This is a genomic window from Desulfosporosinus sp. HMP52, from assembly GCF_000765145.1.
GTDB lineage: Bacteria > Bacillota > Desulfitobacteriia > Desulfitobacteriales > Desulfitobacteriaceae > Desulfosporosinus.
In genome coordinates this window covers 195,526-221,081 of the sequence record NZ_JMGA01000018.1, presented here as the reverse complement: position 1 = coordinate 221,081, position 25,556 = coordinate 195,526, and the positions used below count along the sequence as shown (strand labels likewise).

General features: G+C 43.9%; 24 protein-coding genes. 2 read left to right on the top strand and 22 right to left on the bottom strand.

Features of this window, described 5'->3' with window-relative positions; all coding sequences use genetic code 11:
- Nucleotides 1-4: 4 nt before the first annotated feature.
- The 17 genes from mtnP to DP73_RS07620 form a co-directional block, all read right to left on the bottom strand.
- Nucleotides 5-787 carry an S-methyl-5'-thioadenosine phosphorylase gene (gene mtnP, locus DP73_RS07695; RefSeq protein ID WP_034598618.1) on the bottom strand — a complete coding sequence of 261 codons (783 nt, stop codon included), beginning with the start codon at nt 785-787 and terminating at the stop codon, nt 5-7.
- Complete coding sequence (gene ftsY / locus DP73_RS07690) at nt 787-1,722, bottom strand: signal recognition particle-docking protein FtsY (protein ID WP_034598617.1); 936 nt, start codon at nt 1,720-1,722, stop codon at nt 787-789. Before ftsY ends, mtnP begins: the two co-directional genes overlap by 1 nt.
- 630 nt (nt 1,723-2,352) lie before the next feature.
- Nucleotides 2,353-5,949, bottom strand: coding sequence for a chromosome segregation protein SMC (smc, locus tag DP73_RS07685; protein ID WP_034598616.1), 3,597 nt, complete (start codon nt 5,947-5,949; stop codon nt 2,353-2,355).
- Nucleotides 5,942-6,727 (bottom strand): ribonuclease III, encoded by a 786-nt coding sequence (gene rnc / locus DP73_RS07680; protein ID WP_034598615.1) that lies wholly within the window; start codon nt 6,725-6,727, stop codon nt 5,942-5,944. Before rnc ends, smc begins: the two co-directional genes overlap by 8 nt.
- 2 nt (nt 6,728-6,729) lie before the next feature.
- Nucleotides 6,730-7,986, bottom strand: a complete 1,257-nt coding sequence (gene fabF, locus DP73_RS07675) for a beta-ketoacyl-ACP synthase II (RefSeq protein WP_205623371.1) — start codon at nt 7,984-7,986, stop codon at nt 6,730-6,732.
- On the bottom strand, nt 7,983-8,936 hold the full coding sequence (locus DP73_RS07670; RefSeq protein ID WP_034598613.1) for a nitronate monooxygenase: 954 nt from the start codon (nt 8,934-8,936) through the stop codon (nt 7,983-7,985). Before DP73_RS07670 ends, fabF begins: the two co-directional genes overlap by 4 nt.
- Nucleotides 8,937-9,234: 298 nt before the next feature.
- A complete protein-coding gene (gene acpP, locus DP73_RS07665) occupies nt 9,235-9,462 on the bottom strand; it encodes an acyl carrier protein (RefSeq protein WP_034598612.1) in 228 nt (75 codons plus the stop codon).
- A gap of 41 nt (nt 9,463-9,503) precedes the next feature.
- The gene (fabG, locus tag DP73_RS07660) at nt 9,504-10,247 is read right to left on the bottom strand and encodes a 3-oxoacyl-[acyl-carrier-protein] reductase (protein WP_034598611.1); all 744 of its coding nucleotides are present in this window, start codon (nt 10,245-10,247) and stop codon (nt 9,504-9,506) included.
- Between the two features lies 1 nt (nt 10,248).
- On the bottom strand, nt 10,249-11,187 hold the full coding sequence (gene fabD / locus DP73_RS07655) for an ACP S-malonyltransferase (protein ID WP_034598610.1): 939 nt from the start codon (nt 11,185-11,187) through the stop codon (nt 10,249-10,251).
- A gap of 3 nt (nt 11,188-11,190) precedes the next feature.
- On the bottom strand, nt 11,191-12,147 hold the full coding sequence (gene fabK / locus DP73_RS07650) for an enoyl-[acyl-carrier-protein] reductase FabK (protein ID WP_034598740.1): 957 nt from the start codon (nt 12,145-12,147) through the stop codon (nt 11,191-11,193).
- The gene (locus tag DP73_RS07645) at nt 12,144-13,145 is read right to left on the bottom strand and encodes a beta-ketoacyl-ACP synthase III (RefSeq protein WP_034598609.1); all 1,002 of its coding nucleotides are present in this window, start codon (nt 13,143-13,145) and stop codon (nt 12,144-12,146) included. Before DP73_RS07645 ends, fabK begins: the two co-directional genes overlap by 4 nt.
- Before the next feature lie 37 nt (nt 13,146-13,182).
- Entirely contained in the window at nt 13,183-14,166 is a 984-nt protein-coding gene (gene plsX / locus DP73_RS07640) for a phosphate acyltransferase PlsX (protein WP_034598608.1), read from the bottom strand.
- The gene (gene fapR, locus DP73_RS07635; protein WP_034598607.1) at nt 14,167-14,751 is read right to left on the bottom strand and encodes a transcription factor FapR; all 585 of its coding nucleotides are present in this window, start codon (nt 14,749-14,751) and stop codon (nt 14,167-14,169) included.
- Nucleotides 14,752-14,940: 189 nt separating this feature from the next.
- Nucleotides 14,941-15,120: a 50S ribosomal protein L32 gene (rpmF, locus tag DP73_RS22455; RefSeq protein WP_014904496.1), complete on the bottom strand. Its 180-nt coding sequence runs from the start codon at nt 15,118-15,120 to the stop codon at nt 14,941-14,943.
- A gap of 32 nt (nt 15,121-15,152) precedes the next feature.
- Nucleotides 15,153-15,662: a DUF177 domain-containing protein gene (locus tag DP73_RS07630; RefSeq protein ID WP_034598606.1), complete on the bottom strand. Its 510-nt coding sequence runs from the start codon at nt 15,660-15,662 to the stop codon at nt 15,153-15,155.
- Nucleotides 15,663-15,750: 88 nt separating this feature from the next.
- Nucleotides 15,751-16,944 (bottom strand): acetate kinase, encoded by a 1,194-nt coding sequence (locus tag DP73_RS07625; RefSeq protein ID WP_034598605.1) that lies wholly within the window; start codon nt 16,942-16,944, stop codon nt 15,751-15,753.
- A gap of 161 nt (nt 16,945-17,105) precedes the next feature.
- Entirely contained in the window at nt 17,106-17,870 is a 765-nt protein-coding gene (locus DP73_RS07620) for a patatin-like phospholipase family protein (RefSeq protein WP_034598604.1), read from the bottom strand.
- Nucleotides 17,871-17,941: 71 nt separating this feature from the next.
- Between DP73_RS07620 and ylbJ the strand changes: the two genes are divergently transcribed.
- Complete coding sequence (ylbJ, locus tag DP73_RS07615) at nt 17,942-19,090, top strand: sporulation integral membrane protein YlbJ (protein ID WP_034598603.1); 1,149 nt, start codon at nt 17,942-17,944, stop codon at nt 19,088-19,090.
- A gap of 153 nt (nt 19,091-19,243) precedes the next feature.
- Here the strand turns inward: ylbJ and DP73_RS07610 are convergent, their stop codons facing one another.
- A complete protein-coding gene (locus DP73_RS07610; protein WP_034598739.1) occupies nt 19,244-19,738 on the bottom strand; it encodes an ATPase in 495 nt (164 codons plus the stop codon).
- 16 nt (nt 19,739-19,754) lie between these two features.
- Nucleotides 19,755-20,306, bottom strand: coding sequence for a 16S rRNA (guanine(966)-N(2))-methyltransferase RsmD (rsmD, locus tag DP73_RS07605; protein WP_034598602.1), 552 nt, complete (start codon nt 20,304-20,306; stop codon nt 19,755-19,757).
- A 345-nt stretch (nt 20,307-20,651) separates the two neighbouring features.
- On the opposite strand from rsmD, the gene gpr reads away from it, so the two are divergent.
- Nucleotides 20,652-21,638, top strand: a complete 987-nt coding sequence (gpr, locus tag DP73_RS07600; protein ID WP_034598601.1) for a GPR endopeptidase — start codon at nt 20,652-20,654, stop codon at nt 21,636-21,638.
- 141 nt (nt 21,639-21,779) lie between these two features.
- Here the strand turns inward: gpr and DP73_RS07595 are convergent, their stop codons facing one another.
- From DP73_RS07595 to sdaAA, 3 genes are all read right to left on the bottom strand, one after another.
- Nucleotides 21,780-21,908, bottom strand: a complete 129-nt coding sequence (locus DP73_RS07595) for a small, acid-soluble spore protein, alpha/beta type (RefSeq protein ID WP_034598600.1) — start codon at nt 21,906-21,908, stop codon at nt 21,780-21,782.
- Between the two features lie 181 nt (nt 21,909-22,089).
- Entirely contained in the window at nt 22,090-24,654 is a 2,565-nt protein-coding gene (recG, locus tag DP73_RS07590) for an ATP-dependent DNA helicase RecG (RefSeq protein WP_034598599.1), read from the bottom strand.
- Nucleotides 24,651-25,514: an L-serine ammonia-lyase, iron-sulfur-dependent, subunit alpha gene (gene sdaAA / locus DP73_RS07585; RefSeq protein ID WP_034598598.1), complete on the bottom strand. Its 864-nt coding sequence runs from the start codon at nt 25,512-25,514 to the stop codon at nt 24,651-24,653. Before sdaAA ends, recG begins: the two co-directional genes overlap by 4 nt.
- Nucleotides 25,515-25,556: the final 42 nt, after the last annotated feature.

Below are 25,556 nucleotides of genomic sequence, written 5' to 3'. Positions count from 1 at the left end.
CTCTCTAAAATTTACCGACTTCGGCATTTGCCGAGGCACATAGACATTTCTGACTAGGTGTCAATAACTCAAAGGTTGCTTGAATGAGCTGTGCAACATCTATCTCTAATTTCTTAATACTCTCCATTACCTCAGAATGGCTTAAGGGATGATCAGCAATCCCAGCTGCTTCATTGGTAACCATTCCAATGGAGGCGTAACACATCCCAAGTTCCCGAGCTAAAACAACTTCAGGAACACTTGTCATTCCGACAAGGTCAGCTCCAAGATATTGAAACATCCTAATTTCAGCTGGAGTCTCAAACCTGGGGCCTTCTGTACAAACATAACATGCTCCGTTCTTAACCACAAGTCCCAGATGTTCTGAAGCATTAATAATTATTTGCCGAACAGCGGCGCAATAGGGGTCGGTCATATCCACATGGAGAACACCGTCCGGTCCTCCTTCGTAGAAGGTCTGGGGTCGACTCTTTGTGAAATCAAGAAACTGATCCAGTAAAACCAAATCGCCCAAACGATAATTAGAAGACAGGGAACCTACTGCAGCAGTTGCTATTATCTTTCGTACTCCGAGCTCACGCAGGGCCCAAATATTACCTCTATAATTCACAAGATGTGGAGGAGTTGCATGATTTTGCCCGTGACGACTCATAAAAACTAATTCACGATCAATATCTTTCCCAATAGTAGCTTCTACCGTTCCATAGGGAGTTTTAACAGAGATAATCCGTTGTTCGCTCAAGGCAAAGTGGTCAAGCCCTGTCCCCCCAATAAGAGCAAAATCTATCAGAATCTCTCCCCCTCGTCATTTTTTCCGAAAAGTGCCGCGGCAAAATCCTCAGGATCAAAGGGACGCAAATCTTCCATACCTTCCCCAATTCCAATCCATTTCACAGGAATTCGAGTCTCCCCTTGAATTCCTAACACTACTCCTCCTTTGGCAGTCCCATCCAACTTAGTCAGGACTATTCCAGTAACACCAGCCACTTCCTGAAATAGCTTTGCTTGCTGCAAAGCATTTTGTCCTGTCGTGGCATCTAATACCAATAATACCTCATGCGGAGCCCCAGGAATTTCTCGTTCCATAACCCGTTTAACCTTCCGCAACTCTTCCATCAAGTTCACTTTATTATGAAGACGCCCGGCAGTATCCACAATCACAACATCAACACTCCGCGACTTAGCTGCTTGTACAGCGTCATAGGCAACTGCCGCAGGATCAGCACCTTCACGTTGCTTAATTATTTCAACTCCGGCTCTCTCACCCCAAACCTCCAATTGATCAATGGCAGCCGCCCGAAAAGTATCCCCGGCAGCCAACAAAACACGCTTGCCATCCTGTTTCAACCAATTAGCAAGCTTACCAATTGTGGTAGTTTTGCCCACCCCATTAACCCCAACAACAAGAATAATACTTGGCCCTTGCTTAGCGAAAGTAATGCTTGATTTCTCTCCCAGTAATTCTGAAATTAATTCTTGAAGCACCGCAGTCAGCTCATTGGGATCTGAAATTTTACGTTGTCTAACTTCCTTACGCAACCGTTCAACCAATTCGAAAGAAGTGTTAACACCCACATCTGAACGAATTAACACCTCTTCCAGTTCCTCATATAACTCTTCATCAATTTTCTTACGCCCCGTGAAAACCTCTTCAACCTTTTCCACGAAATTCTGTCTTGTTTTAGTAAGACCTTCTTTAAGCTTTGCAAAAAAACCTGCCATGGTTTAATCCTCCCTAATCGTGGTTGGTAGTTCGATAATTCGAACGGCATTATTAAGGTGTAACTTGCGCCTTTACCAGTTAGTATTCCTCGTATTTATATTCTCATTATAAGCATTGTAATACAAGCACTATATTCAATAAGTTACCTATTATTCGAATTAAACCTAATATGTACATGAACATGTATCAAGACCCAAGCCGGAAGGCGCACAATGAAATGTGCCTTCCCCCTAGCAACGTCCCCCCATTCCCTAGACCCAGGACGCAGTGTCACACAAGCCCGACGTCTTTTACGTAAACAGCTATTTCCGCAAGAGTATCTACTAATCCGACATGCACCAAGACCCAAGCCGGAAGGCGCACATAAAATGTGCCTTCTCCCTAGCAACGTCCCCCCGTTCCTAGACCCAGGACGCAGTGTCACACGAGCGCGACGTCTTTACGTAAGCAGCTAAGCAAACTTCCGTTCAAGCGACCCCAGACACGGGGCAGTGTACAAGGATGTACACTGCCACCAGTGAGCCAAGGATGGCTCATCTGGTGGGAACCCCGCTCCCCAAAGACAAGAGCTTGAACGGTTAGTTTGCTCTGCGTCGTAAGCACCGAGCGCTGTGTCACACTGCGTCCGGCTATGCACTCTCCGGCCTCTCTCCTCGTCCATCAAGCTTAACAGAAAATAACTTCGAAACTCCGGATTCTTCCATGGTTATTCCGTATAATACATCAGCCGATTCCATAGTTCCTTTACGATGGGATACAACAATAAACTGAGTTGAATGTGATAGCCGGTGAATGTATTGAGCAAAGCGCTGAACGTTAGCATCGTCCAGTGAAGCTTCAATCTCATCTAGAATACAAAAAGGACTGGGTTTTACTCTTAGGAGAGCAAATAGAATTGCGATTGCAGTTAAGGCCCTCTCTCCCCCCGACAAAAGAGACAAGAGTTGCGGCTTTTTACCTGGAGGCTGAGCGATAATCTCAACACCTGTTTCCAGGATAAGTTCCGGATCAACTAATTGAAGTTCGGCATGGCCGCCAGCAAATAGTTCCTTAAACACTTCTTGAAAAGCCTCATTAACAGCATTAAAGCTTTCAGTAAAGCGTTCACTCATTGTTTTATCAAGCTCCGAAATTAATTGCCGTAACGTTTGATTAGCTTCAATTAAATCATCTTGCTGAGCTAACATAAACTCTCTTCGTTTAAGGATTTTGGGGTATTCTTCAATAGCTGCCTGATTTATTGGGCCCAATTCCTCAATTTGTTGTTTAATATCTTGAACCCGTTTCCATAGAACCGTCCTGTCCTCATCTGTTTGATACAGCATTCCCTCTTCCCAAGTCAGAGAAAATTCCTCGGATAAGCGATTTAGAGCTGCCTCGCATTCAGTTTCCCAACGAACGACTCGGATTTCATGGGCGTGAAGACGCTGTTCAAAAGTACGGGCCTCTTGCCGAATACTATGAAGCTCCTGATCCAATTCCAGGACTCTGCTCGACAACCCTTCTCTGGCCTGTCTGGATTGCATTAGCTCATACTGCTGATTCTCCTGGGCTTTCGAATGGTCAACCAGTTGTTGGCTGAGGGACTCTAACTCCTGCTCAACACTCCATCGAGTTTGCTCAATATCTGCTTTTCTCTGTTTTTTCTCCGCCAGGTTCAGCTCACTTTCACGAACCCCTTTGCGTTCTTGGGAAAGCTGATCCATGCATTGCGTCAGCTCTTGCTCCCATTTAGCCAGCTGGATCTTTTCTTGAGTAAGCTTTTCGGCATAGGTTTCAATCTCTTCTGCTACGATCTTAGCTTCAGATTCTCTGCGGTTATATGCCTCGCGCAAATCAGCCGAGGTTCTTTCCGCAGCCTCCATGCTTTCAGTTAAACTGTTTAAGCGTAAGGTTAGTTCATCCTTCTGGGTTATAGCTTCCTTATATCGCTGCCTTAAGCCCAATAAATCCCCAGCTAATCGACGTAATTGACTTAACACGTTTTCGTGCTGGGCCCTAAGCTTGACCTGCAGTTCTTGCTCATTCCTAAGTTTGAGGCCCAAGGACTCCAGAATCTCCTGTTGTTCCCTCAGGCGTTGATCATTAGTTAGACATTCGCGCTCTTTCTGAGTTAAGTCTTTCTCCATTTTCCCCAGAGATATGCGCAGCGTCTCAATTTCCCGAGAGCGGCCGAGCAAATTTCCACCTTTACGCTGAATACTTCCCCCACTCAGAGACCCACCCGGATATACCTGATCTCCCTCAAGGGTCACTATCCGAAGTTTATATCCAGAGGCTCGTGCAATCCTAGTTGCTGCCTCCATATCTGTTACAACAACAATCCGTCCCAGCAGGAACTCCATGGCTGGCAGGTATGAATTGTTATACGTAATTAAATCTACTGCGAGACCGATATAACCCTCATCTTGGGCAACAACCTTACTCACAGACATCCGATTTCCTTGAATAACGTCTAGAGGAAGAAAGGTCACTCGTCCTAATTGATGGGCTTTTAAATAAGCAATAGCTCTTTTTGCCGACTGTTCATTCTCTGCAATAACATTTTGCATCCCTGCTCCGAGAGCAGTTTCTACAGCAAGTTCATATTTCTCCTCAACAGTGATCAGGTCAGCAACCGTCCCGCATAGACCTTGGCAATCCTTTAATCCCTTTTTCTTAGCTAGCATCACCTCTCGAACCCCTCGCTGATAGCCTTCAAGGGAGTCTTCTAAGGATTGCAAGGCATGTAGTCTGGCCCTAGCTTGATCACTAAGAGTTCTCTGTTTCTGTAGATCTTTTGCTCTTTCAATACCTAAAGCTTTAAGCTTATTTAATTCCGCTCTATGCTCTAACTCTTCTTTTTCTGTAGCTTGAGCTTTGATTACAAGCTGATTGAGGTCTCTTTCCTGGTCAGCGCTTGTGGCAAGCAGAGATTCATTTTCTTGGTTTTTTAACTCTTGCTCTTGTTCTAGGCGGAAAATGTCCTGCTCCAGAGATGCAAGTGTATGACGAGTCCCTGTCAATTCATTTGAACAATTCGCTTGCTCAGTTAAAGCTTGGAAAAGGTCTGCTTTTAAACCTTCGATATCCTTGGCTAAGGTATTTTCTCTAATACCTGATAATTTCTGTTCCTGGTCTGCTACTTTGCGCCGAGTTTCTTCAACGGTATGATTTAAGACGGCTTGTTTCGCAACTAGTGTTTTAATCCGCTCCTGTAAAAGCTTAACCCTTTCTTCATCCCCATTGATCTCTTGGGTTAACCTATCCGTTTGCTCGTCAAAATAATTAAACCGCTCTTTGCGGAGGTTCTGGTCATGTTTTAGAGAATTCAGAGCTTGTTCTGACTGAAAAACTCGCTCTTGCTTTTGCTGAAGTAGAGTGTCTAAGCCTTGCAATTCATCCTTTAGTTGTAAACTTTGAGCTTCTTTCAGACCTACTGTTGCTTGTGCTTCCAAAGCACTGGCCTGAAGATTACCAAAATCTTGGCTAGCTTTTAATAGTTTCTGTTTGACCTCAGAGATGTCTTGAACAACCCCAAGGATTTCAAGACGTTTTTGCTCTTGCATCAAGGCAAGGCTCTGTTCGGCCACTTGGGCTTGGGCAGCCAGAGGAGTCAGTTGTCCCTCAATTTCTTGTACAATATCATTAATACGTTCGAGGTTCAAGGTCGTTGCATCCAGACGCTTTAAGGCCTCACGTTTTCGCGAACGATACTTAGTAATCCCCGCCGCCTCTTCAATTAATGATCGACGTTCTTCCGATTTGAGGGTTAAGATTTCCTCAACCCGCCCCTGCCCAATGATCGAAAACCCTTCTTTTCCGGCCCCCGTATCCATAAAGAGTTCTTGAATATCTTTAAGACGACAAGTTGCCTTGTTAATGAGGTATTGCCCTTCTCCATCACGATAAACTCTGCGGGTAATTGTTAACTCGCGAAAGTCCAATGGAAATATTCCAGTTGTATTATCAAAAATCAGAGATACCTCTGCCATTCCAACTGGCCGGCGCTGGGTACTTCCCGAAAAAATAACGTCTTCCATTTTTGATCCACGCAGGCTTTTGGCACTTTGTTCCCCTAAGACCCAGCGAACTGCATCTGCAACATTACTTTTTCCGCTCCCATTAGGACCGACGATAACGCTTAATCCCTGACCAAGCTCTAATTTAACAGCATCAGCGAACGACTTAAATCCCTGAATATGAATCCCCTTTAAGAAAACCGGGAAATTCTCAGGTTTAGTCATCGTTCTCACTCCCCCAAAAGTCTAAGACTTGCTTCGCGGCATGTTGTTCCGCTTCCTTTTTCGTCCGGCCTGTACCTTTCCCCATTAAATCCCCTTCCACAAAAACCCCCGCTGTAAAGCATTTATTGTGGTCAGGCCCTTCTTCTAAAAGAATCTGATAACTGACCTCTTTTTCGTCCCGTTGAGCCTTTTCCTGCAAAACGGTTTTGTAGTCTCCATAATTTCCCTTGGCCACTTCTTCAATAGCTGGTTTAAGTAACTCTAGAATTACTCTTCTAGCCTCCTGAAAACCGTATTGAAGATAAATAGCTCCAATCACTGCTTCCCAGGCATCGGCCAAAATCGACGGCCGTTCTCGCCCGCCTGAAACCAGTTCTCCCTTACCTAATAACAACTCTTGCCCTAACTCAATCTCATGTGCCTTGCGTGCTAAGGTTGTTTCATTAACCACAGCAGCTCTCATTTTCGTAAGTTCTCCTTCCGGCCGATCCGGATAACTTAAATATAAGTACTCTGCTATGACAAAATCTAAGATAGCATCTCCCAAAAACTCCAGGCGCTGATTATTTTCTCGGCCAAATTGTGGATTTTCAAATACATAGGAAGGATGAGTTAGAGCAGTGGTAAACAACCGATTAGGAGGAATACCTAATTCTAAGCGTTTAGCCAACTTAACTCCGGGTTCAATCTTAAGAGATGCCAAGGCGAATTTTTTTCGCCCTGACCTCCCTCCTGCTTTCTTCGAATTATCTCCTAGGCCTGATTTCTTTTCAACCATGCTTAGATCTCCTTGTCTTTAGGCAATTTCTGAAGAACGATGGTGGCATTATGTCCACCAAAACCTAATGAATTGGACATCGCTACATTTACATCATGCTGACGGGAACAATTAGGAACATAGTCCAAGTCACATTCGATATCTGGTTCACCGTAGTTCGTTGTAGGCGGGATCGCTCCTCGTTCAATGGCCAAGGCACATATGACCGCTTCAATAGCACCTGCAGCTCCCATTAAGTGCCCCGTCATAGATTTTGTCGAGCTAATTGCCAACTTTCTGGCATGTTCTCCAAAAAGACTTTTTATAGCCACAGTTTCCGTCACATCATTTGGCCCGGTACCTGTTCCATGGGCATTAATATAATCGACCTCTTCTGTACTTATTCCTGCATCTTTTAAGGCTGAACCCATAGAACGAATAGCTCCGGCGCCGCCGGGAACTGGGGTTGTAATATGATACGCATCCGAAGTACTGGAATATCCCGCTAATTCAGCATAGATATGAGCTCCCCGTGCTTTGGCATGCTCTAAGGATTCAAGGACTAATACCCCCGCCCCTTCACCCATGACAAAACCGCTCCGGCGTTTATCGAAAGGACGGCAAGCTTGATCAAGAAACTCCGTTTCAGTGGACATTGCTTTCATTGAGCAAAAACCCGCAAAGGCCAATTTAGTAATCGGTGCCTCTGTCCCTCCACAAAGCACAACATCGGCTTCCCCACGTTGGATTAGCCTCAAGGCTTCACCAATTGCATTTGTTGCAGAAGCACAAGCTGTAACAACCGTCAAACTAGAACCTTGCAAGCCAAACTCAATCGATATATGCCCTGCAGCCATATTGCCAATAAGCATTGGGACAAAAAACGGACTGACTCGACTGCTTCCTTTGCTCATTAACACCTCTTTTTGATCTTCAAAGGAGGTTACTCCACCTATTCCGCAGCCCATAACTGTTCCTATGCGTTCTTTGTCTTCCTTGTCTAAATCCAGCTTAGCATCTTGAATAGCCATCTTTGCAGCGGCTATGGCAAATTGGGCAAAGCGATCCATATGACGACTTTCCTTTTTACTGACCCAATCAGTGGGCTCGAAGTCTTTGACCTCTGCGGCGACCTTCGTTGGTAAATCTGATGTATCAAAACGTGTCAATAGGCCGATTCCGGATTTCCCTTCCATCAAGTTGTTCCAAAATTTATCCAATTCATTTCCCAAAGGGGAGATTACACCCATTCCCGTAATAACTGCACGCTGCACACTTATACCTCCTTAAAAGTGAGTATTCCTTTTTTAATATCTTCAAAAATCTCGTGTACAGACAAAACCTCATTAATTTTGTGGACTCTAGCGCCCGAAAAGATAAGGCCCTGCTGAACATCTCCCTGTTGTGCCATAATTAAGCGATCCATAATACAAAAGTTCCCTTCACAACTTTTGAGACAACCTTTGCAGTCTGTTGGCGTAACATCCTCATCACTGTCAAGGGCCGAGGTAAAGGGATTTTTTATTCCCCGCCCAGGCAGCCCTACCGGGCTATGAATAAATACAATATCCTTTTGGGTTGCCTTTAGCATTTCAGATTTCCAGGCCAGTGCCGCACTGCTCTCTTCACTGAGTGCAAACCGGGTTCCCATTTGTACCCCGGCAGCCCCCTTCTTTAACATTTCCGCTACACCTTGTCCATCGATAACTCCTCCTGCGCCAATAACAGGAATATCCACCGCTTCAATGACTTCCGGAAGAATATCATGGATGGAACGGTCTGTTCCCAGATGTCCACCAGCCTCTACACCTTCTACAACAACAGCTGCAGCCCCTAGCTTTTGGGATAACTTAGCAAGTTTTGCCGAGGACACAATCGGCACAACCGGAATGCCTTTTTCTTTACCCCAAGTAAACATGTCTCGGGAAAAACCTGCTCCCGAAACTAATAAATCTATTTTCTCTTCAAAGGAAGCCTGGACTAATTGGGCAAATTCACGAACTGCAAACATAATGTTTACTCCGATTATCCCCTTTGTGCGTTTCCTAGCTTCTCGTATTTCTGCCCTAAGCTCCTCTACAGACAGACCACTGCCTGCTATTATCCCTATCCCTCCCTCTTCAGCTACCGCTGCAGCGAGAGGAGCCATTGATATTTTCACGGCCATTCCTCCTTGGATAACAGGAATTCTAGCCACTAAATTTCCAATACGAAGGTCGGGTATTTTCACAATCTTTCCCCCTGTTCAAGTTCTACCACACTCAATGAATTCTTTTAGAGCTTTACTCATATATTTAAACCCTCCAATCGATATTCGATATTCGTGGTTCGAGGCACGAATATACAGCTGAATATCTAAACCCACATCACCTTTTAAAGAAGCATCAATCAGAAGACTTTAACCTTTAATAATATTTGGATAAGTCTAATCTAAATCTAAAGATACTTTCAAAGGCTTAAATTCTTGGTAAAGGAGAGAGAAATATCTTAAAAGAAAGTCCCGCATTGAATACGGGACCTTTTTGTGTTTATTTGTTTTCCGTGATGTAGTTAACTGCATCTCCAACTGTACGGATTTTTTCGGCTTCCTCATCCGGAATATCCATGTCGAATGCCTCTTCTAAAGCCATAATCAATTCAACGATGTCCAAAGAATCTGCATTTAGCTCTTCAAAGGAGGTTTCCGGGGTAATAGTTACTTCATCTACCCCCAGTTGATCTACGACGATGGCTTTTACTTTTTCGAAAACTCCCATGCTGCTTCTTCACCTCCTCTCAAAAAAACTACAAAAACCATTTACATTTCCATTCCTCCATCAACACTCAAGGTCTGTCCAGTAATGTAGGAGGCTTCTGGGGACACAAGGAACCGAACTACGTTAGCAACATCTTCAGGACTCCCTATACGGCCAAGTGGTATTCCTTTCAAAATGTCTGCCTGAGTCCCTTCTGGTAATGTCCCCGTCATATCAGTTGAAATATACCCCGGTGCAACCACATTAACGCGAATTCCACGCGAGGCAAATTCTTTAGCGACAGACTTAGTAAAGCCAATGATTCCTGCTTTAGCTGCCGCATAATTAGCTTGTCCTGGATTTCCGGAAAGACCCACTATCGAAGATATATTTACAATAACTCCTGAACGTTGTTTAAGCATTCCCTTGCTCACAGCCTTAGTACAGAGAAAGACTCCTTTTAAATTCGTTTCCAAGACTGCATCCCAATCTGCCTCTTTCATTCGCAGGAGAAGTGTATCCCGGGTAATCCCAGCATTATTGACAAGAATATCGATCTTACCATACTTTTCTATAGCTGTTTTTATCAAGCGGTCTACATCAGCCTGTTGGCTGACATCAGCCTGTACCGCCACCGCTTCCCCGCCGGCGGCCCGAATTAACTCGACGGTTTCCTCGGCTTTATCAGACCGCCCTGCATAATTGACAACCACTTTTACACCTGCAGTTGCCAAATTCACAGCGATGGCTCGCCCAATTCCTCGCCCGCTTCCTGTAACAATACCCACGCTATCTTTCAGCATCATTTTAACGACTCTCCTTCAAATATGCAAGTGACTTTTCTAAGGACGCATTATCTTCCACCCGCAGAAGTTGAACAGTTGGAGCAATTTTTTTAATCAAACCTGTTAGAACCTTCCCCGGCCCACACTCGATAAAGGTATCAACTCCCAGTTCGAGAAGATGACGAACGGATTGTTCCCATAGGACAGCTCCGCTAACTTGTTTGACCAAAGTATTAACTATTCGATCCGGGGAAGTAACCTCTTGTCCATCAACATTCGCAATCACAGGGCAACGTGGAGTTTCCCAGGTTATTCCCTCTAAAACTAAGCGCAATTCGTTTCCCATTTTCTCCATGAGACGAGAATGAAATGGCCCGCTCACATTGAGAGGTAAGGCTCGTTTAGCTCCTAAATCCTTAGCAACCTCCATAGCACGAGTTACGGCTTGTTTTTCCCCCGAAATAACAATTTGACCCGGACAGTTATAGTTGGCTGGGGCTACTACCCCGTAGTCTGAAGCCAAGCGACAAGCTTGCTCTACTTGATCAGTAGAGAGTCCAAGGATTGCCGCCATCCCCCCCTCACCCTGGGGAACAGCTCCTTGCATAAGCTCTCCCCGGGATCTTACCACGCGCAAAGCTTCAGCAAAACCTAGGCTGCCGGCAGCCACATGGGCTGAATACTCACCAAGGCTATGCCCTGCCACGTAGTCAGGTTTGATTCCCTCATCGTGGAGCAGCTGCCACGCCACTACACTTACCAGTAGTATGGCCGGTTGGGTATTTACCGTCAGCTGAAGTTCATCCTCCGGCCCCTCTTCGATCAAGGAGATGAACTTATCTCCCAGGATTTCACGTGCTTTCCCAAGAGCACTCCTGCCAGCAGAAGTGCTAAAAAGCTCTTTCCCCATTCCAACGTATTGGGATCCTTGTCCCGGAAAAACAAAGGCAAGTTTACCCAAAATTTAGGACCTCCTATCTCCAAACCGCGCAGTAAGCCGGTGGTATTCTTGTTCAGCTGAACGCATAATATCTTGAATAATCTGGGCTGCCGGTTCAATACATCTTACTGCCCCAGCAACTTGTCCTGCCATGATTGAACCATTTTCAGTATCCCCTTCTACCATGGCTAGTCGTAGTTTTCCAACTCCAAGCTTCTCAAGTTCTGCTGCCAACATTCCTTCTCGCTCATATTGATCCATTTCACGAGTAAACTTGTTATCTAAACAGCGAACCGGGTGACCGGTTGAACGTCCGGTAATTACAGTAGACCGATCTTTGGCTTTAAGAATTCTGTCTTTGACCAGCTGAGAAATCGTACATTCTTCGGCACACATAAAGCGTGTTCCCATTTGCACTCCTTCAGCCCCCAGTGCTAAAGCCGCAACTAAACCTCTCCCATCCACTATTCCTCCGGCGGCTATAACCGGGATGGAAACAGCATCTACTACTTGAGGAACTAGTGGCATTGTTCCGATCTCTCCGATATGTCCCCCTGACTCCATGCCTTCTGCAATCAGCGCATCTACCCCAGCCTTTTCCAAGCGCTTGGCTAGGGCAACTGAAGCCACTACAGGAATCACCTTTGTCCCGACTTCTTTAAGCATGGGTACATATTTCCCCGGATTCCCTGCCCCGGTGGTAATGACAGGTACACGTTCTTCCAAAATAACCTGCATAACCTCATCTACGAAGGGAGACATAAGCATGACATTGACACCGTAGGGTTTTTGGGTAATCGCTTTCACTTTGTGAATTTCTTGACGCAGCCAGTCTGCCGGAGCTTGTCCCGAGCCAATAATTCCTAACCCTCCGCCTTCCGAGACCGCTGCAACCAGTTCTCCTGTCGAAACCCAAGCCATTCCGCCTTGAAAAATGGGATAGTCGATTCCGATCAGTTCACATAACCTTGTTTTTATCATACTTTCAAGCCTACTTTCGTCCATTTCAAAACACATGCTCCCCAAGTAAGTCCCGTTCCAAAACCAACCATCACAATAATATCCCCCTCATTAATACGCCCTGCTTTGAATGTCTCATCTAAAGCAACCGGAATAGATGCGGCCGACATATTTCCATACTTATCTAAATTTATAACCATTTTATCGGGAGAAATACCTAAACGCTTAACAGCAGCATCAACAATTCGAATATTGGCCTGGTGGGGTATAAGAAGATCCACATCTTCCTTTGCCAATCCGGCATTTTCTAAAACCTTTACTGACACATCCCCCATAATTCGGACAGCAAATTTGTAGACTTCCTTGCCCTCCATCTGAAGAGTGTGTAAGTTCTTCTCTATCGTTTCCAGGCTGGCAGGATGTTTTGATCCTCCAGCAGGTTGACTAAGCAGTGAACCGCCGGAGCCATCTGAACCTAATTCAAAGCTTAAAAAGCCAAACCCGTCTTTTACAGGTTGTAAAACTGCCGCACCGGCGCCGTCTCCAAAAAGAATACAAGTAGATCGATCTTGCCAGTTGAGCACTTTGCTTAAGGTTTCCCCGCCAATGACCAGCACTGTTTTATACATCCCTGTAGCGACAAACTGGCTGCCGGTTACAACTCCATAGATAAATCCACTACATCCGGCTTCCAAATCAAAGCCCGCGGCATTTTTGGCTCCCAACCGATCTGCTACCAAACAAGCAGTGGCCGGAAATGCATAATCCGGGGTTATCGTCGCCACGATAATTAAATCAACCTCTTCAGGCGCGATCTGAGCGTCCTCTAAGGCCTTTAACCCTGCTTGGTAACACAATTCCGAAACAGGCATGTCCTTCGGAGCAATATGCCGTTGCCTGATCCCTGTACGGGAAATAATCCATTCGTCATTGGTGTCTAAAAACTGTTCAAAATCCTTGTTTGTTACAATATTTTCAGGAACATATGACCCTATCCCAACAATTCCTACGCTACGCATCGCAGTCCTCTTTTCTCGTTAACTAGTCAAATCAAACTTATCTAGGGAGGTCGTCGCGAATTTGTTCGATCAAACGCACTTGCACACATTCTTGAGCTACCCGGATGGCATTAGTGATCGCCTTGGCTTTAGAACTTCCGTGGCAAATAATACTGATACCATTGACTCCAAGTAATGGCGCTCCACCATATTCAGCATAATCCATCATTTGGGCAATCTCTTTTAAACCGGGTTTGACAGCCAAGGCACCAAGCTTACGCACTACGTTCGAAGTAATCTTCTCCTTTATCTGCTGAAACAATACTCCAGCAAGACCTTCTGCTGTTTTCAGGAGGATATTGCCAGTAAATCCTTCACAAACAACTACATCTGACCGGCCATAGGGAACATCCCGCCCCTCAACATTGCCGATAAAATTAACAGGACTGGCCTTTAACAAGGGGTAGGCCTTTTGGGTCAAATCATTTCCTTTTCCTTCTTCGCCACCTACATTAAGCAGCCCAACCCGAGGATTAGAAATTCCTAAAATTTTTGCAGCATAGATGCTGCCCATTAATCCATATTGACAAAGCTGTTCTGGAGTGGCATCCATATTTGCCCCCACATCGAGAATTAGCTTTCCACCTTCAGGAGTTGGCAGGATAGTAGCAATAGCCGGTCGTTCAATTCCCTTAATACGCCCCAAGCCTAAAAGCGCAGCAGCCATTTGGGCACCTGTACTTCCGGCACTTACGACGGCATCTGCTTCACCTTGTTTAACTAATCGTGTAGCGACAACTATAGAAGAATCCTTTTTCTTCCGCACTGCATTGGCCGGATGCTCATCCATTGCTATAACTTCCGATGCTTCATACAGAGATATATTTTTGGGCAGTGAGCCTGATAAAAACTTTTGCATATGTTCTTTTTGCCCGACTAATATAATTTGAACATCAGGACTTGCTTCGGCAGCAATTAGGGCTCCTTTAATAATCTCTTCAGGAGCATGATCCCCACCCATGGCATCCACTGCAATTTTCATCTACTCCATCTCCCCTCTTATACCTGCCGAATCCTCTATAGCAAAAAGAATCCAGCTTCCACGAAGTACGTCCTCCGCTCCAACACTTAATCTTATTTCAACCCAATATTTATTCAGCTTGCGTTTAAGGACTACTCCTTTTGCTAGAACAACTTCCCCTAACTGGACAGGCCTTAAGAATTTCAACTCAACACTCCCTGTCAGAGCCATTTTAGCATCCACCAAGGCAATAGCTAAGGAATTCGCTTGGGCAAATAAATAATGGCCTCGTGCTACTCTAGCTTTAGTGAGTACCATACTTTCATCAACTATAAGCTTTGAACAGGCTCTCTCTCCAATTACAAGTTCCAGCAATTCCCCGATTAATTCCTGATCATCTAAAGACTTCAAGGTAGAATACGCTTCCTGAGCAACTGCCCGAGTCCGTTCCCGAACCTCAGGAATCCCAAGTTCTCCGCGATCTAATCGAATTGTGGAAACGCTCACTATAAATCGTTCCGAAAGTTCCTCATCCGTAAAAAACGGATTCTCTGCAAGAGCCTCTATTAAGAGTTTACGGCGTTCCTCTTTACTATACCGAGCCATATATATCACCAATTTCTTGCTGTGTTAGTTGGATTGTCAATTTAGTACCTGGTCACAATTATAAACCATAAAATCCTTCTAATCAAGAAATAAGCTTGTCGAATCATGAATTGAGTCTTCACAAGTTGTGAAGCATGCAAAAAACCAAGAGCCCCTCTTAAAAGAGCTCTTGGTTTTATGTGCCATACCTTATGATTCCACTGTAATAACAGCCTTAGAATTATAGTACCCACAGCTAGGGCAAATATAATGCGGCATTTTTGGTTTATGGCATTGGGGGCATTCGATGTGGTTTGGTGCGGTTATTTTCCACATAGCCCGACGTTTACGAACCCTTGATTTTGATTGTCGATGTTGCGGAACACCCATAATTACACCCCCTTTATGTTTTCTGAAATTAATCAGTCATTGGATTGCCACTTGGCCAGTGCTGCTAACCGGGGGTCAACTGTACCTTCCTCGCAATTACATGGAGTTAGATTTCTATTTACACCACAGGTTGGGCAGAGCCCATGACATTCTGCTGAACAAATAAACTTCATCGGTAAAGCTAACACAATTTGTTCAAAAATTCGATCCTTTATATCGATCTCATCTTTGTCTAAAAGGAGTGCTGTCTCAAGGAGATCTTCTGTTGCTAACGCCCGAAATGCCCACTCATCTTCATAAAGAAGTTCTACAGGATAAATGAACGATTCTAAACAGCGTCCACAGGTTGCTTTAAGCTCTGTGTGAATAGTTCCTTTTACTAACATAGCTCTACTGGTGTTGTTCACCTGAAGTTGGACGTGTACCGGTGCTTGAAAAGAGATAGATTCCATTCCCAAATCGAGAGCAGAAAAATCCTCCACTAAATCATAATGGACAGTTTCTCCACCATTTAAACGAACCTGGGCTACGTTCACTTTCATAATACCACCCCAATACACATTCATTATTATAGTTGGCACAATTTTCTTTGTCAAGGAAAACTCTTTACATAGCTACTATGCACTAAAACTATTGAATTAACTCATGCGTTTCTAAAGCAATCATTAATTCCTCGTTAGTCGGAATCACCAGGGTACGACAACGGGCATTTGGTTTGGAAACATCGACTTCCTCGCTTCTGACCTTGTTTTTCTCTGCATCCAGATCTACACCAATGTAATCAAGGTTTTTACAGATCGCTTCCCGCATGGGTCCCGAGTTCTCTCCAACTCCCGCAGTAAATATAATTGCGTCAACTCCACCTAGTACAGCAGCATACGCACCGATAAATTGTCTGACATCATGTTCAAAAATATCTAAAGCAAGCCGTGCACGTTCGTGCCCTTGTTCAGCCGCTACTTCAATATCTCTGAAATCAGAGCTTACTCCCGAGACCCCTAAGGCACCACACTTAGTATTTAAAAAATCATTCATTTGGTCGACGGTAAAGTTTTCTCTGCACATGATATAGGTTACAATTGCCGGATCCAGAGCACCTGAACGAGTACCCATCATAAGACCGTCTAAAGGCGTAAAGCCCATAGAAGTTTCAATTGATTTCCCCCCACGAATAGCACAAATCGAAGCGCCGTTACCTAAGTGACAGCTAATAAGCTTCAGATCGCTTAAAGGCTTTTGCAGAAGGACTGCAGCCCGTTGACTGACATATTTATGAGACGTCCCGTGGAAACCATATTTCCGAATTCCATATTTCTTATAATAATCATAAGGCAATCCGTAAATATAACTGTTAGGTCTCATGGTTTGATGAAAAGCTGTGTCAAAAACTGCCACTTGAGGAACTCCTGGCATCATTTTTTGGCAAGCCATAATTCCGGCAATATTGGGAGGATTGTGTAAAGGAGCTAACTCTACGCATTCTTTAAGGGCTTTCATGACCCCTTCATCAATGACTACAGACTTAGAAAACTTTTCTCCCCCATGAACTACTCGATGACCAATCCCACAGATTTCTTTTAGATCTTTAAGAACACCATAGATAGGTGACACTAAGGCTTCTAAGACAAGTTTAATGGCCACGGTATGATTTGTTATCTCAGCCGTAATCACTTCCTTGTCGCCGAATCCATTACGATGTGTAAGCACTGATCCCGGAAGACCTATTCGTTCAACCAGACCCTTTCCTATGGCATTTTTTGTCGCCATATCTATAACCTGATATTTTAGCGAAGAGCTTCCACAATTAATAACAAGAATCTTCATTTTCTATACCCCTTTATAATCCAAGCTGATAATATTATAAGATTTAGTAAACTATAGTCTTCCCCGAAAAAAGCATTTTCCATTTAGATAATATCGCAATTTCTTTCCACACAGTTGTTTCATTTTAGAGTGTAGCATAAAAACCAAGCTTTTTTAACCCCTTACGCCATTATTCTCTTAATCTCAGAACATTTAGTTAATGCAATATTCCGTCCAAGCCTAATACCTTCTTCAGCTCGATCAAACTGAAAACTTCCGATATGTCCGATATCAGGTTGTAATAACAGATCAGCTCCATGACATTGCACCCGAAACACTTCATCCTCTAAAATCTCGATGGATTGCAGCAAGATGTCCATAGCACTGTTGAGTTTATTCATTAACCCTTTTTTAACGTCGACAGCTAAAACTTTTTCTGCTCCCATTTCTCGGGCAACATGAACGGGTAATCGATTTTTAACAGCCCCGTCAACCAAAAGCCGACCTTGATAACGGTAGGGTTTAAAAAAACCTGGAATAGAAATGCTGGCCCGAACTGCTTGAGCTACACTCCCTTCTTTAAATATAACAAGTTCCCCTGTTTCAAGATCTGTCGCCACAATAGCTAATGGAATTTTCAGATCAGCAAAGGTCATATCTCTGGTTAAAAGACGCAGGACTTCTAGTATCCTATCCCCTTTGATTAATCCTTCTTTGGAAACGGCGGGATCTAATATCTTTTTAGCAAACCCCGGGTAGGTCAACAGGCGCTCAACCCGATAGAGATCCATTCCGGCGCACCATAAGGCACCGAATATAGCCCCTGCACTACACCCGACTACGAGATCCATACTTATCTTTTCTTCCTGAAGCACTTGCAAAAAACCTAAATGGGCAAAGCCCCGTGCACCTCCGGCACCTAAAACAAGCCCTTTTTTTGGATTCACAGATTTTCCCTCCCCAAGACTTCTAGGGACAGCCATTCTTCCATATAAATTATGAAGGAAGGTGGGTTTTCATGTCCAATCTCATTCGTGTCATAGCTTTAAGTCTTCTTGCCCTGGGAATGTTTATATATCCACAGGAAGTCCTGCGCTCAGCCGGTGAGGGGTTGACTCTCTGGTGGCGCTTCGTTCTCCCGGCATTACTCCCGTTCTTTGTTCTTTCAGAACTTTTGATGGCCTCTGGCTTCGTCCACTTTTTAGGAGTTCTTCTGGAGTCTTTTATGCGTCCAGTTTTTCGCCTTCCCGGCAAAGCAGCCTTTGTTGTGGCCATGGGATATACTTCCGGATTTCCTATGGGGGCAGTACTTACTGCTAAGCTGCGCAACAACAAAGAAATAACCCGCGAAGAAGGGGAACGTCTCTTAGCATTTACTAACAATCCCAGTCCGGGTTTTATGTTCGGAGCAGTCGCTTCCGGTATGCTCGGTGAACCGACCCTAGGGATAGTATTAGCAGGTTCTGTATATCTTTCCAATTTAATTGTCGGATTTCTCTTTCGATTCTATAAGGCAGCTCCTAAATCCCTGCAAAGTTCTTCAATCCCGTCATTTAGAAGAGCTTGGCAGGAGATGAACCATGCCCAAAACAGAGAAAGCCGCTCATTTGGGCAAATCCTAAGTGATGCCGTTAAGCAAAGTACAAACACAGTCCTTATGGTAGCAGGTTTTATGGCGATTTTTTCAGTAATCCTTCGTCTATTAAACCTTTGGCATGTTCCCTTATTATTAGCTACCCTCAGCCACAGGATTATCCGAATCCTAGAAGTTCCGGTTCTACAGGCCTTTTTTAATGGACTCTTTGAAATGACCCTAGGATGTCAAGAAGCAATTCAAGCTCTTTCGACACTCAATCAGCAAGTTGCCATGCTCGCCCTTATTATGGGCTGGGGTGGACTTTCAGTATTTGCCCAAATTGCCGGTTTAATAAGCGGCACCGACCTGCGTTTTTCCTCATTTTTAATAGCCAGGGCGCTTCATGCAGTCATCGCTCTTGGGCTTAGTCAGATTTTCCTTTCAGTTGCAAAGGTTCCCACCTCAAGCCTACCAGTTCGAATTGTTGACCCGTCCACCCTTTTCTGGAATAGTTGGCAGATAAGTGCTCTGGTATTCTTAGGTTGCATGTCTGTTCTTTCCATTCTCGCTATTGTTCGCTTTCGCAACTAGGCGATAGGAATCTACTATATAACAAATAAGTCATATTTTCAAATCAAGTAATCAAATTCAAGCCCAAGTCCCCAGCAAGGTGTCTCCCTCAGTACTACACTTCTGAAATCTACGACCTTATACTATAAAGCACAAGGAAAAAGAGTGAGTACTTTACTCACTCTCCTCCACTTCAGACCGAAGGGTTCGCTCTTCTTTTGCTAACCCCTTCAGCTCTTCTCTGTTCTGACGTAAGGCCTGTAGGGTTTCATACAGGCTTTTCTCAACATGTTTAAGCATTTCATCAGCATATTGAACAGCGCCGGTTTTAACTTCCCTGGCAAATGTTTGGGCCTGTTTAACAATGTTTTCGCCATAGTCCTGAGCCTGTTTAACCACTTCATTTTCTAAAGCCATCTTATCAACATAAGTTTTTCCTTGTTCAATAAGTTTCTGTGCTTCTGTCTGTGCTTCATCTAAAATACGCTGTCTCTCTTTTAAAACCCATTTGGCATTGGTAATTTCTTCCGGCAAAGCTGCCCGCACACGATCCAGCAATTCAAAAATTACAGCATCATCAACCAAAACCTTACCTGTCATAGGAATCTTAGTCCCATGATCGACAATTTCCTCAACTTCATTAATCAAACTTTGAATATCAGTTTCCATTATATCCTCTCCCTCGTCATACATCCATTCTCTGTAGGTACCATATTTTCGTATCTCCATATTCCCCTGTTTTGCGAATTTCGAAGGGATAAATAACTCCTGTTAAATCTTCATCTTTGGCAGTCTCAGCGACAATCACTCCGTCAGGTGTTAAATAGGCTAAATCCTTTATAGATTGGATTACTTTGGGAATAAGTTTCTGCCGATAGGGGGGATCCAAAAAGATTAAGTCGAAAACTTCATTTGGATATCTATCAATGAACTTAAAAGCATCCATCAAATGTAGTTTTGTCTTATCAGTTACTCCAAGAAGACCAAGATTTTTCTGAATAACCTGATAGGCGTCATGATTTTTTTCTACCAAAACCGCTTCACGAGAGCCTCTGGAAAGAGCTTCAATAGCCAAATTCCCCGTTCCTGCAAAAAGATCTAATACACGAGAATTTAAGACCTTTTCTCCAAGTACGCTAAAAATCGCGCCTTTTACTTTATCCGAGGTTGGGCGAGTATGTATTCCTTCAACTGCCTTAAGTTGTCGACCACGCATTTCTCCAGCAATAATCCGCATAAATCCTCCAAGATACATTATAGCAGTAATAATTTAACAGCTACAAGGACTTGTCCTATTTTAGTTTTTTTTCAATATTTTTCAACAATTTAAGACTCAATATATATTATTTTCTATAAAATTAGTATACCACAGGCAAAGATTAAATTCCTTGTATTAAGTATATCGTTTTACATTTTATCACATACTAGACTTGGCTAATGATGAACCATATAACTCATCAAAATGCCCTTCCCCCATCCAGCTCTTCCTTCGTTTTTCCTCTGTTCACTGGGTGCTTAAACAGCCCCAGTGACTTTTTTACAATTGCCATTATATATTCTAAAGAATAAAGGAGTTTAAACCATGAAGAAATCAGAACTTTATCAACATCTTAATGTACAACTTGATCTGGCAGTTGAAGCACACCAGATGTTACGTGGAGAAAGTGGCGAAGAAATACCGGGCGTCTTAATGAATGAACAACAACTTGAACACGCTAAAGTTACTATTATCACGGTAGAAACTGATGAAGGTGTAGAAGCTATCGGCAAACCAAAAGGGCAATACATAACCATTGATGCTCCTGAAATCCGGACAAACAATTATATTGTACATGAAGATATTACACATGTTCTTGCAGATAGATTAATTGAGTTAATGAATCTCAAGGAAGACGCTAGTATACTAATTGTCGGCTTGGGTAATTGGAATGCAACTCCCGATGCTCTGGGCCCTCAAGTTATCGACAAAACCATGGTGACACGTCATCTGTTTAAATTATCTCCCGATGAGTTAAAAGGGCAGCTGCGAAAAATAAGCGCTATTGCCCCAGGGGTCTTAGGTCTTACCGGTATTGAAACCGCAGAAATAATTAAGGGACTTGTAGAACATGTCAAACCGGATTTAGTCATTGCTATTGATGCCTTGGCCGCTAGCTCCCTAGAACGAGTTGGTACAAGCATACAGCTATCAGACACCGGAATTCACCCCGGTTCGGGCGTCGGTAATAGAAGAGCTGGGATCACTGAAGAAACAATCGGTTGCAAAGTAATTGCAATTGGGCTTCCGACGGTTGTTAACGCAGGTCTCATTGCTCACGATGCAGTGGAAGGTGTGTTTAAAGAATTCGTAACCAGTCCCCAGCTTTATAAGCTCTATAAGGGTATAAAACCCGAAGTATTTAGTCAAATCATTGACGATGTTCTTTCCCCATTTCAAGGCAATCTAATGGTGACACCTAAAGAGATCGACTCCCTCATTAAAATTGTTGCCAAGATTATTGCCGGCTCTTTAGCTATCAGTTTACATCCTGGAATTGATCGGGAAGACTATGAGCGGTATTTGCAATAGATGAGAGAATGGATAATTCGTTTTTGGGACTACTTGAGGTTGGTTCTCTAACAAATTTTAGTTATTCTCGGAATTATGAGTAAGGATAGTTGTTAGAATTTATGAAAGGGTCAGGATATACCTGACCCTTTCATATTTATTCTATTCCTGCGGCGAATTCGGGAAACTTTTGTGTTTTCGATTAGCTATTCCAATCTCTTGAGCAACCTCGTACTTGAACCTCTCTAACTCGGGTGTCAACGGAATCATTGGTTTAGTCGATTTAGCCAAAAGTTTCCCCTCCTTAGATTTTTTTAGAACAGCAGACCTACTTCGCTACTGTCATGCTTAGTAATTCTTTTTAAGATTTGCTCTTATTATTAGACATTATGATTAAGTTCATACTCGGCAATTCCTCCCAAAAAAGAGAGTAAAATAATAATCATCAGTTGCCTATACTTAACTATTTCTGCTAATGTACGCCGATATCCTCCGGAGGAAACTTTTTTTGTACTTCTTTAAGAATCAAATCATATCTCTCAGGACTTTGCAAAATCTTTTGAGCCATCTGATAAGCTTTTTCAACAAGGTGTCCATCTCGAGAAAGATCAGCAAGACGCAATTCAGCTAATCCGTGCTGTCTAATCCCTAATAACTCCCCAGTTCCTCTCAGACGCATATCCTCTTCAGCAATTTTAAAGCCATCTTCAGTCTGACAAAGGATATCTAAGCGTTGACTTCCCTTGCCTCCCGACATTAAAAAGCAATAAGACTGTTCACTCCCCCGACCAACTCGTCCTCTTAGTTGGTGTAATTGGGCAAGGCCAAACCGCTCAGCTGATTCAATAACCATAACTGAGGCATTGGGTACATTTACTCCTACTTCCACTACTGTAGTAGCTACCAGTATATCAATATCTCCAGCATTAAAAGCCGCCATAATTTCTTCTTTCTCCAACCCCTTCATTTTGCCATGTAAAAGGGAGACGCGGTGATTAGGAAATCTTTCCCGAAGTTCTGTCGCTTTCTGGGTTGCTGAAATAAGATCCAGAGTTTCGGATTCTTCTACCAATGGACAAACCACGTAAATTTGCCTGCCTAGATTAATTTGCTCATCTATGAATTTTTCCATTTTCGGACGAGCTCGTTCTGTCAACTTTCTAGTAATTATAGATTTTCGCCCCACAGGCATCTCATCAAGGATTGAAAGCTGCAAATCCCCATAGAGTGTCAAGGCTAAGGTTCTCGGTATTGGAGTGGCGGTAAGCACTAAAACATGAGGACTTTCACCTTTGCTTTGTAACAAAGAGCGCTGTCTTACACCAAAGCGATGTTGTTCATCGGTGACAGCAAGTCCGAGGGCTTTAAACACAACTGTCTCTTGGATAAGTGCATGAGTTCCCACGGCGACATGGGCCTCACCGTTAGAAATCTTCTCCAGTATACTCTCTCTGGAACTCTTACTCTGACTTCCTAGCAAACAAACCACACAAATCCCCAATGGGGTGAATACTTTCTCAAGAGCTTGAAAATGTTGTATAGCCAAAATTTCTGTCGGTGCCATCATGGCCCCCTGATACCCCGAACCTACCGCACGCAATAATGCTGCCATAGCAACTGCTGTCTTACCGGATCCCACATCCCCTTGAACCAAGCGAGCCATTCCTTGGGATCTGGATAAATCATCGAATATCTCTTGAATTACACGCTGTTGAGCCAAAGTTAGTTCAAAAGGCAACCCTTTATAAAAGCTCTGAAGCAATTCTTCTCCACCAGTAAGAGAGGGGCTACCCATTCGCACAATTCCTTGGCGCAGCCCGGCAACTGCTAATTGCAAGAAAAGCACCTCTTCCCAGACCAATCGTTCCCTCGCCTGGGCTAGGCTGGGATAAGTCTTGGGGAAATGAATCTCTCGGTGAGCTAGAGAACGTTCCATCCAATCTCCTGATACCTCCGAGGGCAAGATCTCAGGAAACTCTCGCTCTACATTCTTTAGTACTCCTTGCATTAAGCTCCGGATTACTTTTGAAGATAGGCGGGCTGTCTCGGGATAGACCGGCAAAATAGTTTGTCCTTGGTCAGGTTTATCCGATGAACTACTAATATTCACCTTTTCAATATCTGTCGCCAATAATTCCGGAGTCTGTTGCTGCCAATTTACTTTACCTGTCACTATAACTTGAGTCCCCACCGGGTATTGTTTGAGAATAAATGGTTGATTAAACCAAGTTGCCTGAAATAAGCGGCCAGATTGCTCGATACTTAACTTTACCACTTTTAGCTTGCCGCTATGCACATTCCCTGCGACTACTTTTCCCTCAACGGTTGCTAATTCTCCGTCTTTCAGCTCGCTAATCATCCGCTTACGACGATCCTCGTACCTTCGCGGATAATATTCCAGCAAATCTTTTATCGTATGTATCCCAAGCTGGCCCAGAAGCCTAGCCCTTTCTGGACCAACCCCTTTGAGAAATTGTAAGGGGTTATCTTTTTGGGCTGTAGTCTTACTCTTAGAATTTTTTTGATCCTCCAGCGACGGATTAGTCAACTGATGTCCCTTGCTTGTTTTTAGTTTATCATGATCTTGAGGATTCTCCGGCCTTTGCTGGCTTTGTCTAAAAGACCGAGACTCATTAACATCAATATTCCGCCCTTCCTGAACGAGAGACATCAGAAGATTATCCCTTTTAGACGTCCCATTTTCCGATATTTTCTTGCTAGAGGTACGTTCATTTTCAGCTAAAACACTGTTTATAGCGTTCTGCTCTACTTCACCTGTTATTTCTGTCATGAACCGTCGAAGTTCGGAAAAGGCTTCTCTACGGCGGAGAGGACTTAAACTTGAATAGTTTTGCGCCAGGTTACTCAGCAACTCCAAATCCTTACCGGGGAATAATTTTTCCAGTCTGGGAATAATCCCTTTTAAAAAAGCATTAAATCCCCCTAATACCCCCCCATTGGTGAAACCTTGTCTTTCCTCGGCAACCAATGCCTTTTGAAAATTGCTTAAAACTAATTGAACTTGGGTAAGTTTCATAGAAAATCCGCCTGAATTCGTCGTCCTGTTGGCGTTACTGCTAAGCCACCCTGGGCAGTTTCCTTTAAAGCACAAGGCATTTGTTTACCCACCCGGCCCATTGTATCTATTACCTCATCAATTGGAATTGCACTCCTCACTCCGGAAAGTGCCATTTCAGCAGCGGCTAAAGCAATAGTAGCACCTGTAGCATTCCTTTTAACACAGGGTACCTCTACTAACCCTCCTACAGGGTCACAAACTAAACCAAGCATTGACTTCATAGCAATAGCAGCAGCATCAGCAGTCTGGCGTGGAGACCCTCCCGCTAATTCAACTGCAGCCGCCGCGGCCATAGCAGCAGCCGAGCCAATTTCAGCCTGACACCCGCCTTCTGCGCCCGAAACGCTGGCACGTTCAGTAAGAACCATCCCTAATCCCGCCGCTGTGAAAAGGGCTAGGATTATATCTCTCTCCGAAGACCGGCATACTTCCTCAACCGTCAACAAGACAGCCGGAAGGACTCCGCAAGACCCCGCGGTGGGTGCTGCAACTATCTTACCCATACAAGCATTAACTTCTGCTACAGCAAGAGCTTTAGCAATAGCACCGCTGATTTCCGTCCCAACTAAGCTATCACCTATTTTTCTGCGCTCTTCTACTTTAGCTGCGTCTCCTCCCACCAGGCCTGACACGGAGCGCCGTTTCCCACTTAACCCTGCTTCTACGGATCCTCTCATAACCTTTAGGTTATTATTCATTCGTTCGAAAAGGGTTTGTTCCGATTGCTCCAATTCTTCCATTTGATCTTCAAGTATAACTTCACTAAGTTTTTTTCCTTTAGATTCAGCCTCAATTACCCAATCTTCATAGGCTCGCATCTTGATTTCCTCCTATTATAACTTGGCTAACGCCAAGCCATA

Excerpts from the sequence above, each read along its gene's own strand:
- recG (WP_034598599.1), bottom strand. The coding sequence starts at position 24,654 with ATGAAACTTACCCAAGTTCAATTAGTTTTAAGCAATTTTCAAAAGGCA.
- ylbJ (WP_034598603.1), top strand. The coding sequence starts at position 17,942 with ATGTCCAATCTCATTCGTGTCATAGCTTTAAGTCTTCTTGCCCTGGGA.
- fapR (WP_034598607.1), bottom strand. The coding sequence starts at position 14,751 with ATGGCTCGGTATAGTAAAGAGGAACGCCGTAAACTCTTAATAGAGGCT.
- fabG (WP_034598611.1), bottom strand. The coding sequence starts at position 10,247 with ATGATGCTGAAAGATAGCGTGGGTATTGTTACAGGAAGCGGGCGAGGA.
- DP73_RS07625 (WP_034598605.1), bottom strand. The coding sequence starts at position 16,944 with ATGAAGATTCTTGTTATTAATTGTGGAAGCTCTTCGCTAAAATATCAG.
- DP73_RS07645 (WP_034598609.1), bottom strand. The coding sequence starts at position 13,145 with ATGCGTAGCGTAGGAATTGTTGGGATAGGGTCATATGTTCCTGAAAAT.
- fabK (WP_034598740.1), bottom strand. The coding sequence starts at position 12,147 with ATGATAAAAACAAGGTTATGTGAACTGATCGGAATCGACTATCCCATT.
- DP73_RS07610 (WP_034598739.1), bottom strand. The coding sequence starts at position 19,738 with ATGGAAACTGATATTCAAAGTTTGATTAATGAAGTTGAGGAAATTGTC.
- gpr (WP_034598601.1), top strand. The coding sequence starts at position 20,652 with ATGAAGAAATCAGAACTTTATCAACATCTTAATGTACAACTTGATCTG.
- rnc (WP_034598615.1), bottom strand. The coding sequence starts at position 6,727 with ATGGTTGAAAAGAAATCAGGCCTAGGAGATAATTCGAAGAAAGCAGGA.
- sdaAA (WP_034598598.1), bottom strand. The coding sequence starts at position 25,514 with ATGCGAGCCTATGAAGATTGGGTAATTGAGGCTGAATCTAAAGGAAAA.
- ftsY (WP_034598617.1), bottom strand. The coding sequence starts at position 1,722 with ATGGCAGGTTTTTTTGCAAAGCTTAAAGAAGGTCTTACTAAAACAAGA.
- plsX (WP_034598608.1), bottom strand. The coding sequence starts at position 14,166 with ATGAAAATTGCAGTGGATGCCATGGGTGGGGATCATGCTCCTGAAGAG.
- rsmD (WP_034598602.1), bottom strand. The coding sequence starts at position 20,306 with ATGCGGATTATTGCTGGAGAAATGCGTGGTCGACAACTTAAGGCAGTT.
- acpP (WP_034598612.1), bottom strand. The coding sequence starts at position 9,462 with ATGGGAGTTTTCGAAAAAGTAAAAGCCATCGTCGTAGATCAACTGGGG.
- rpmF (WP_014904496.1), bottom strand. The coding sequence starts at position 15,120 with ATGGGTGTTCCGCAACATCGACAATCAAAATCAAGGGTTCGTAAACGT.
- smc (WP_034598616.1), bottom strand. The coding sequence starts at position 5,949 with ATGACTAAACCTGAGAATTTCCCGGTTTTCTTAAAGGGGATTCATATT.
- DP73_RS07630 (WP_034598606.1), bottom strand. The coding sequence starts at position 15,662 with ATGAAAGTGAACGTAGCCCAGGTTCGTTTAAATGGTGGAGAAACTGTC.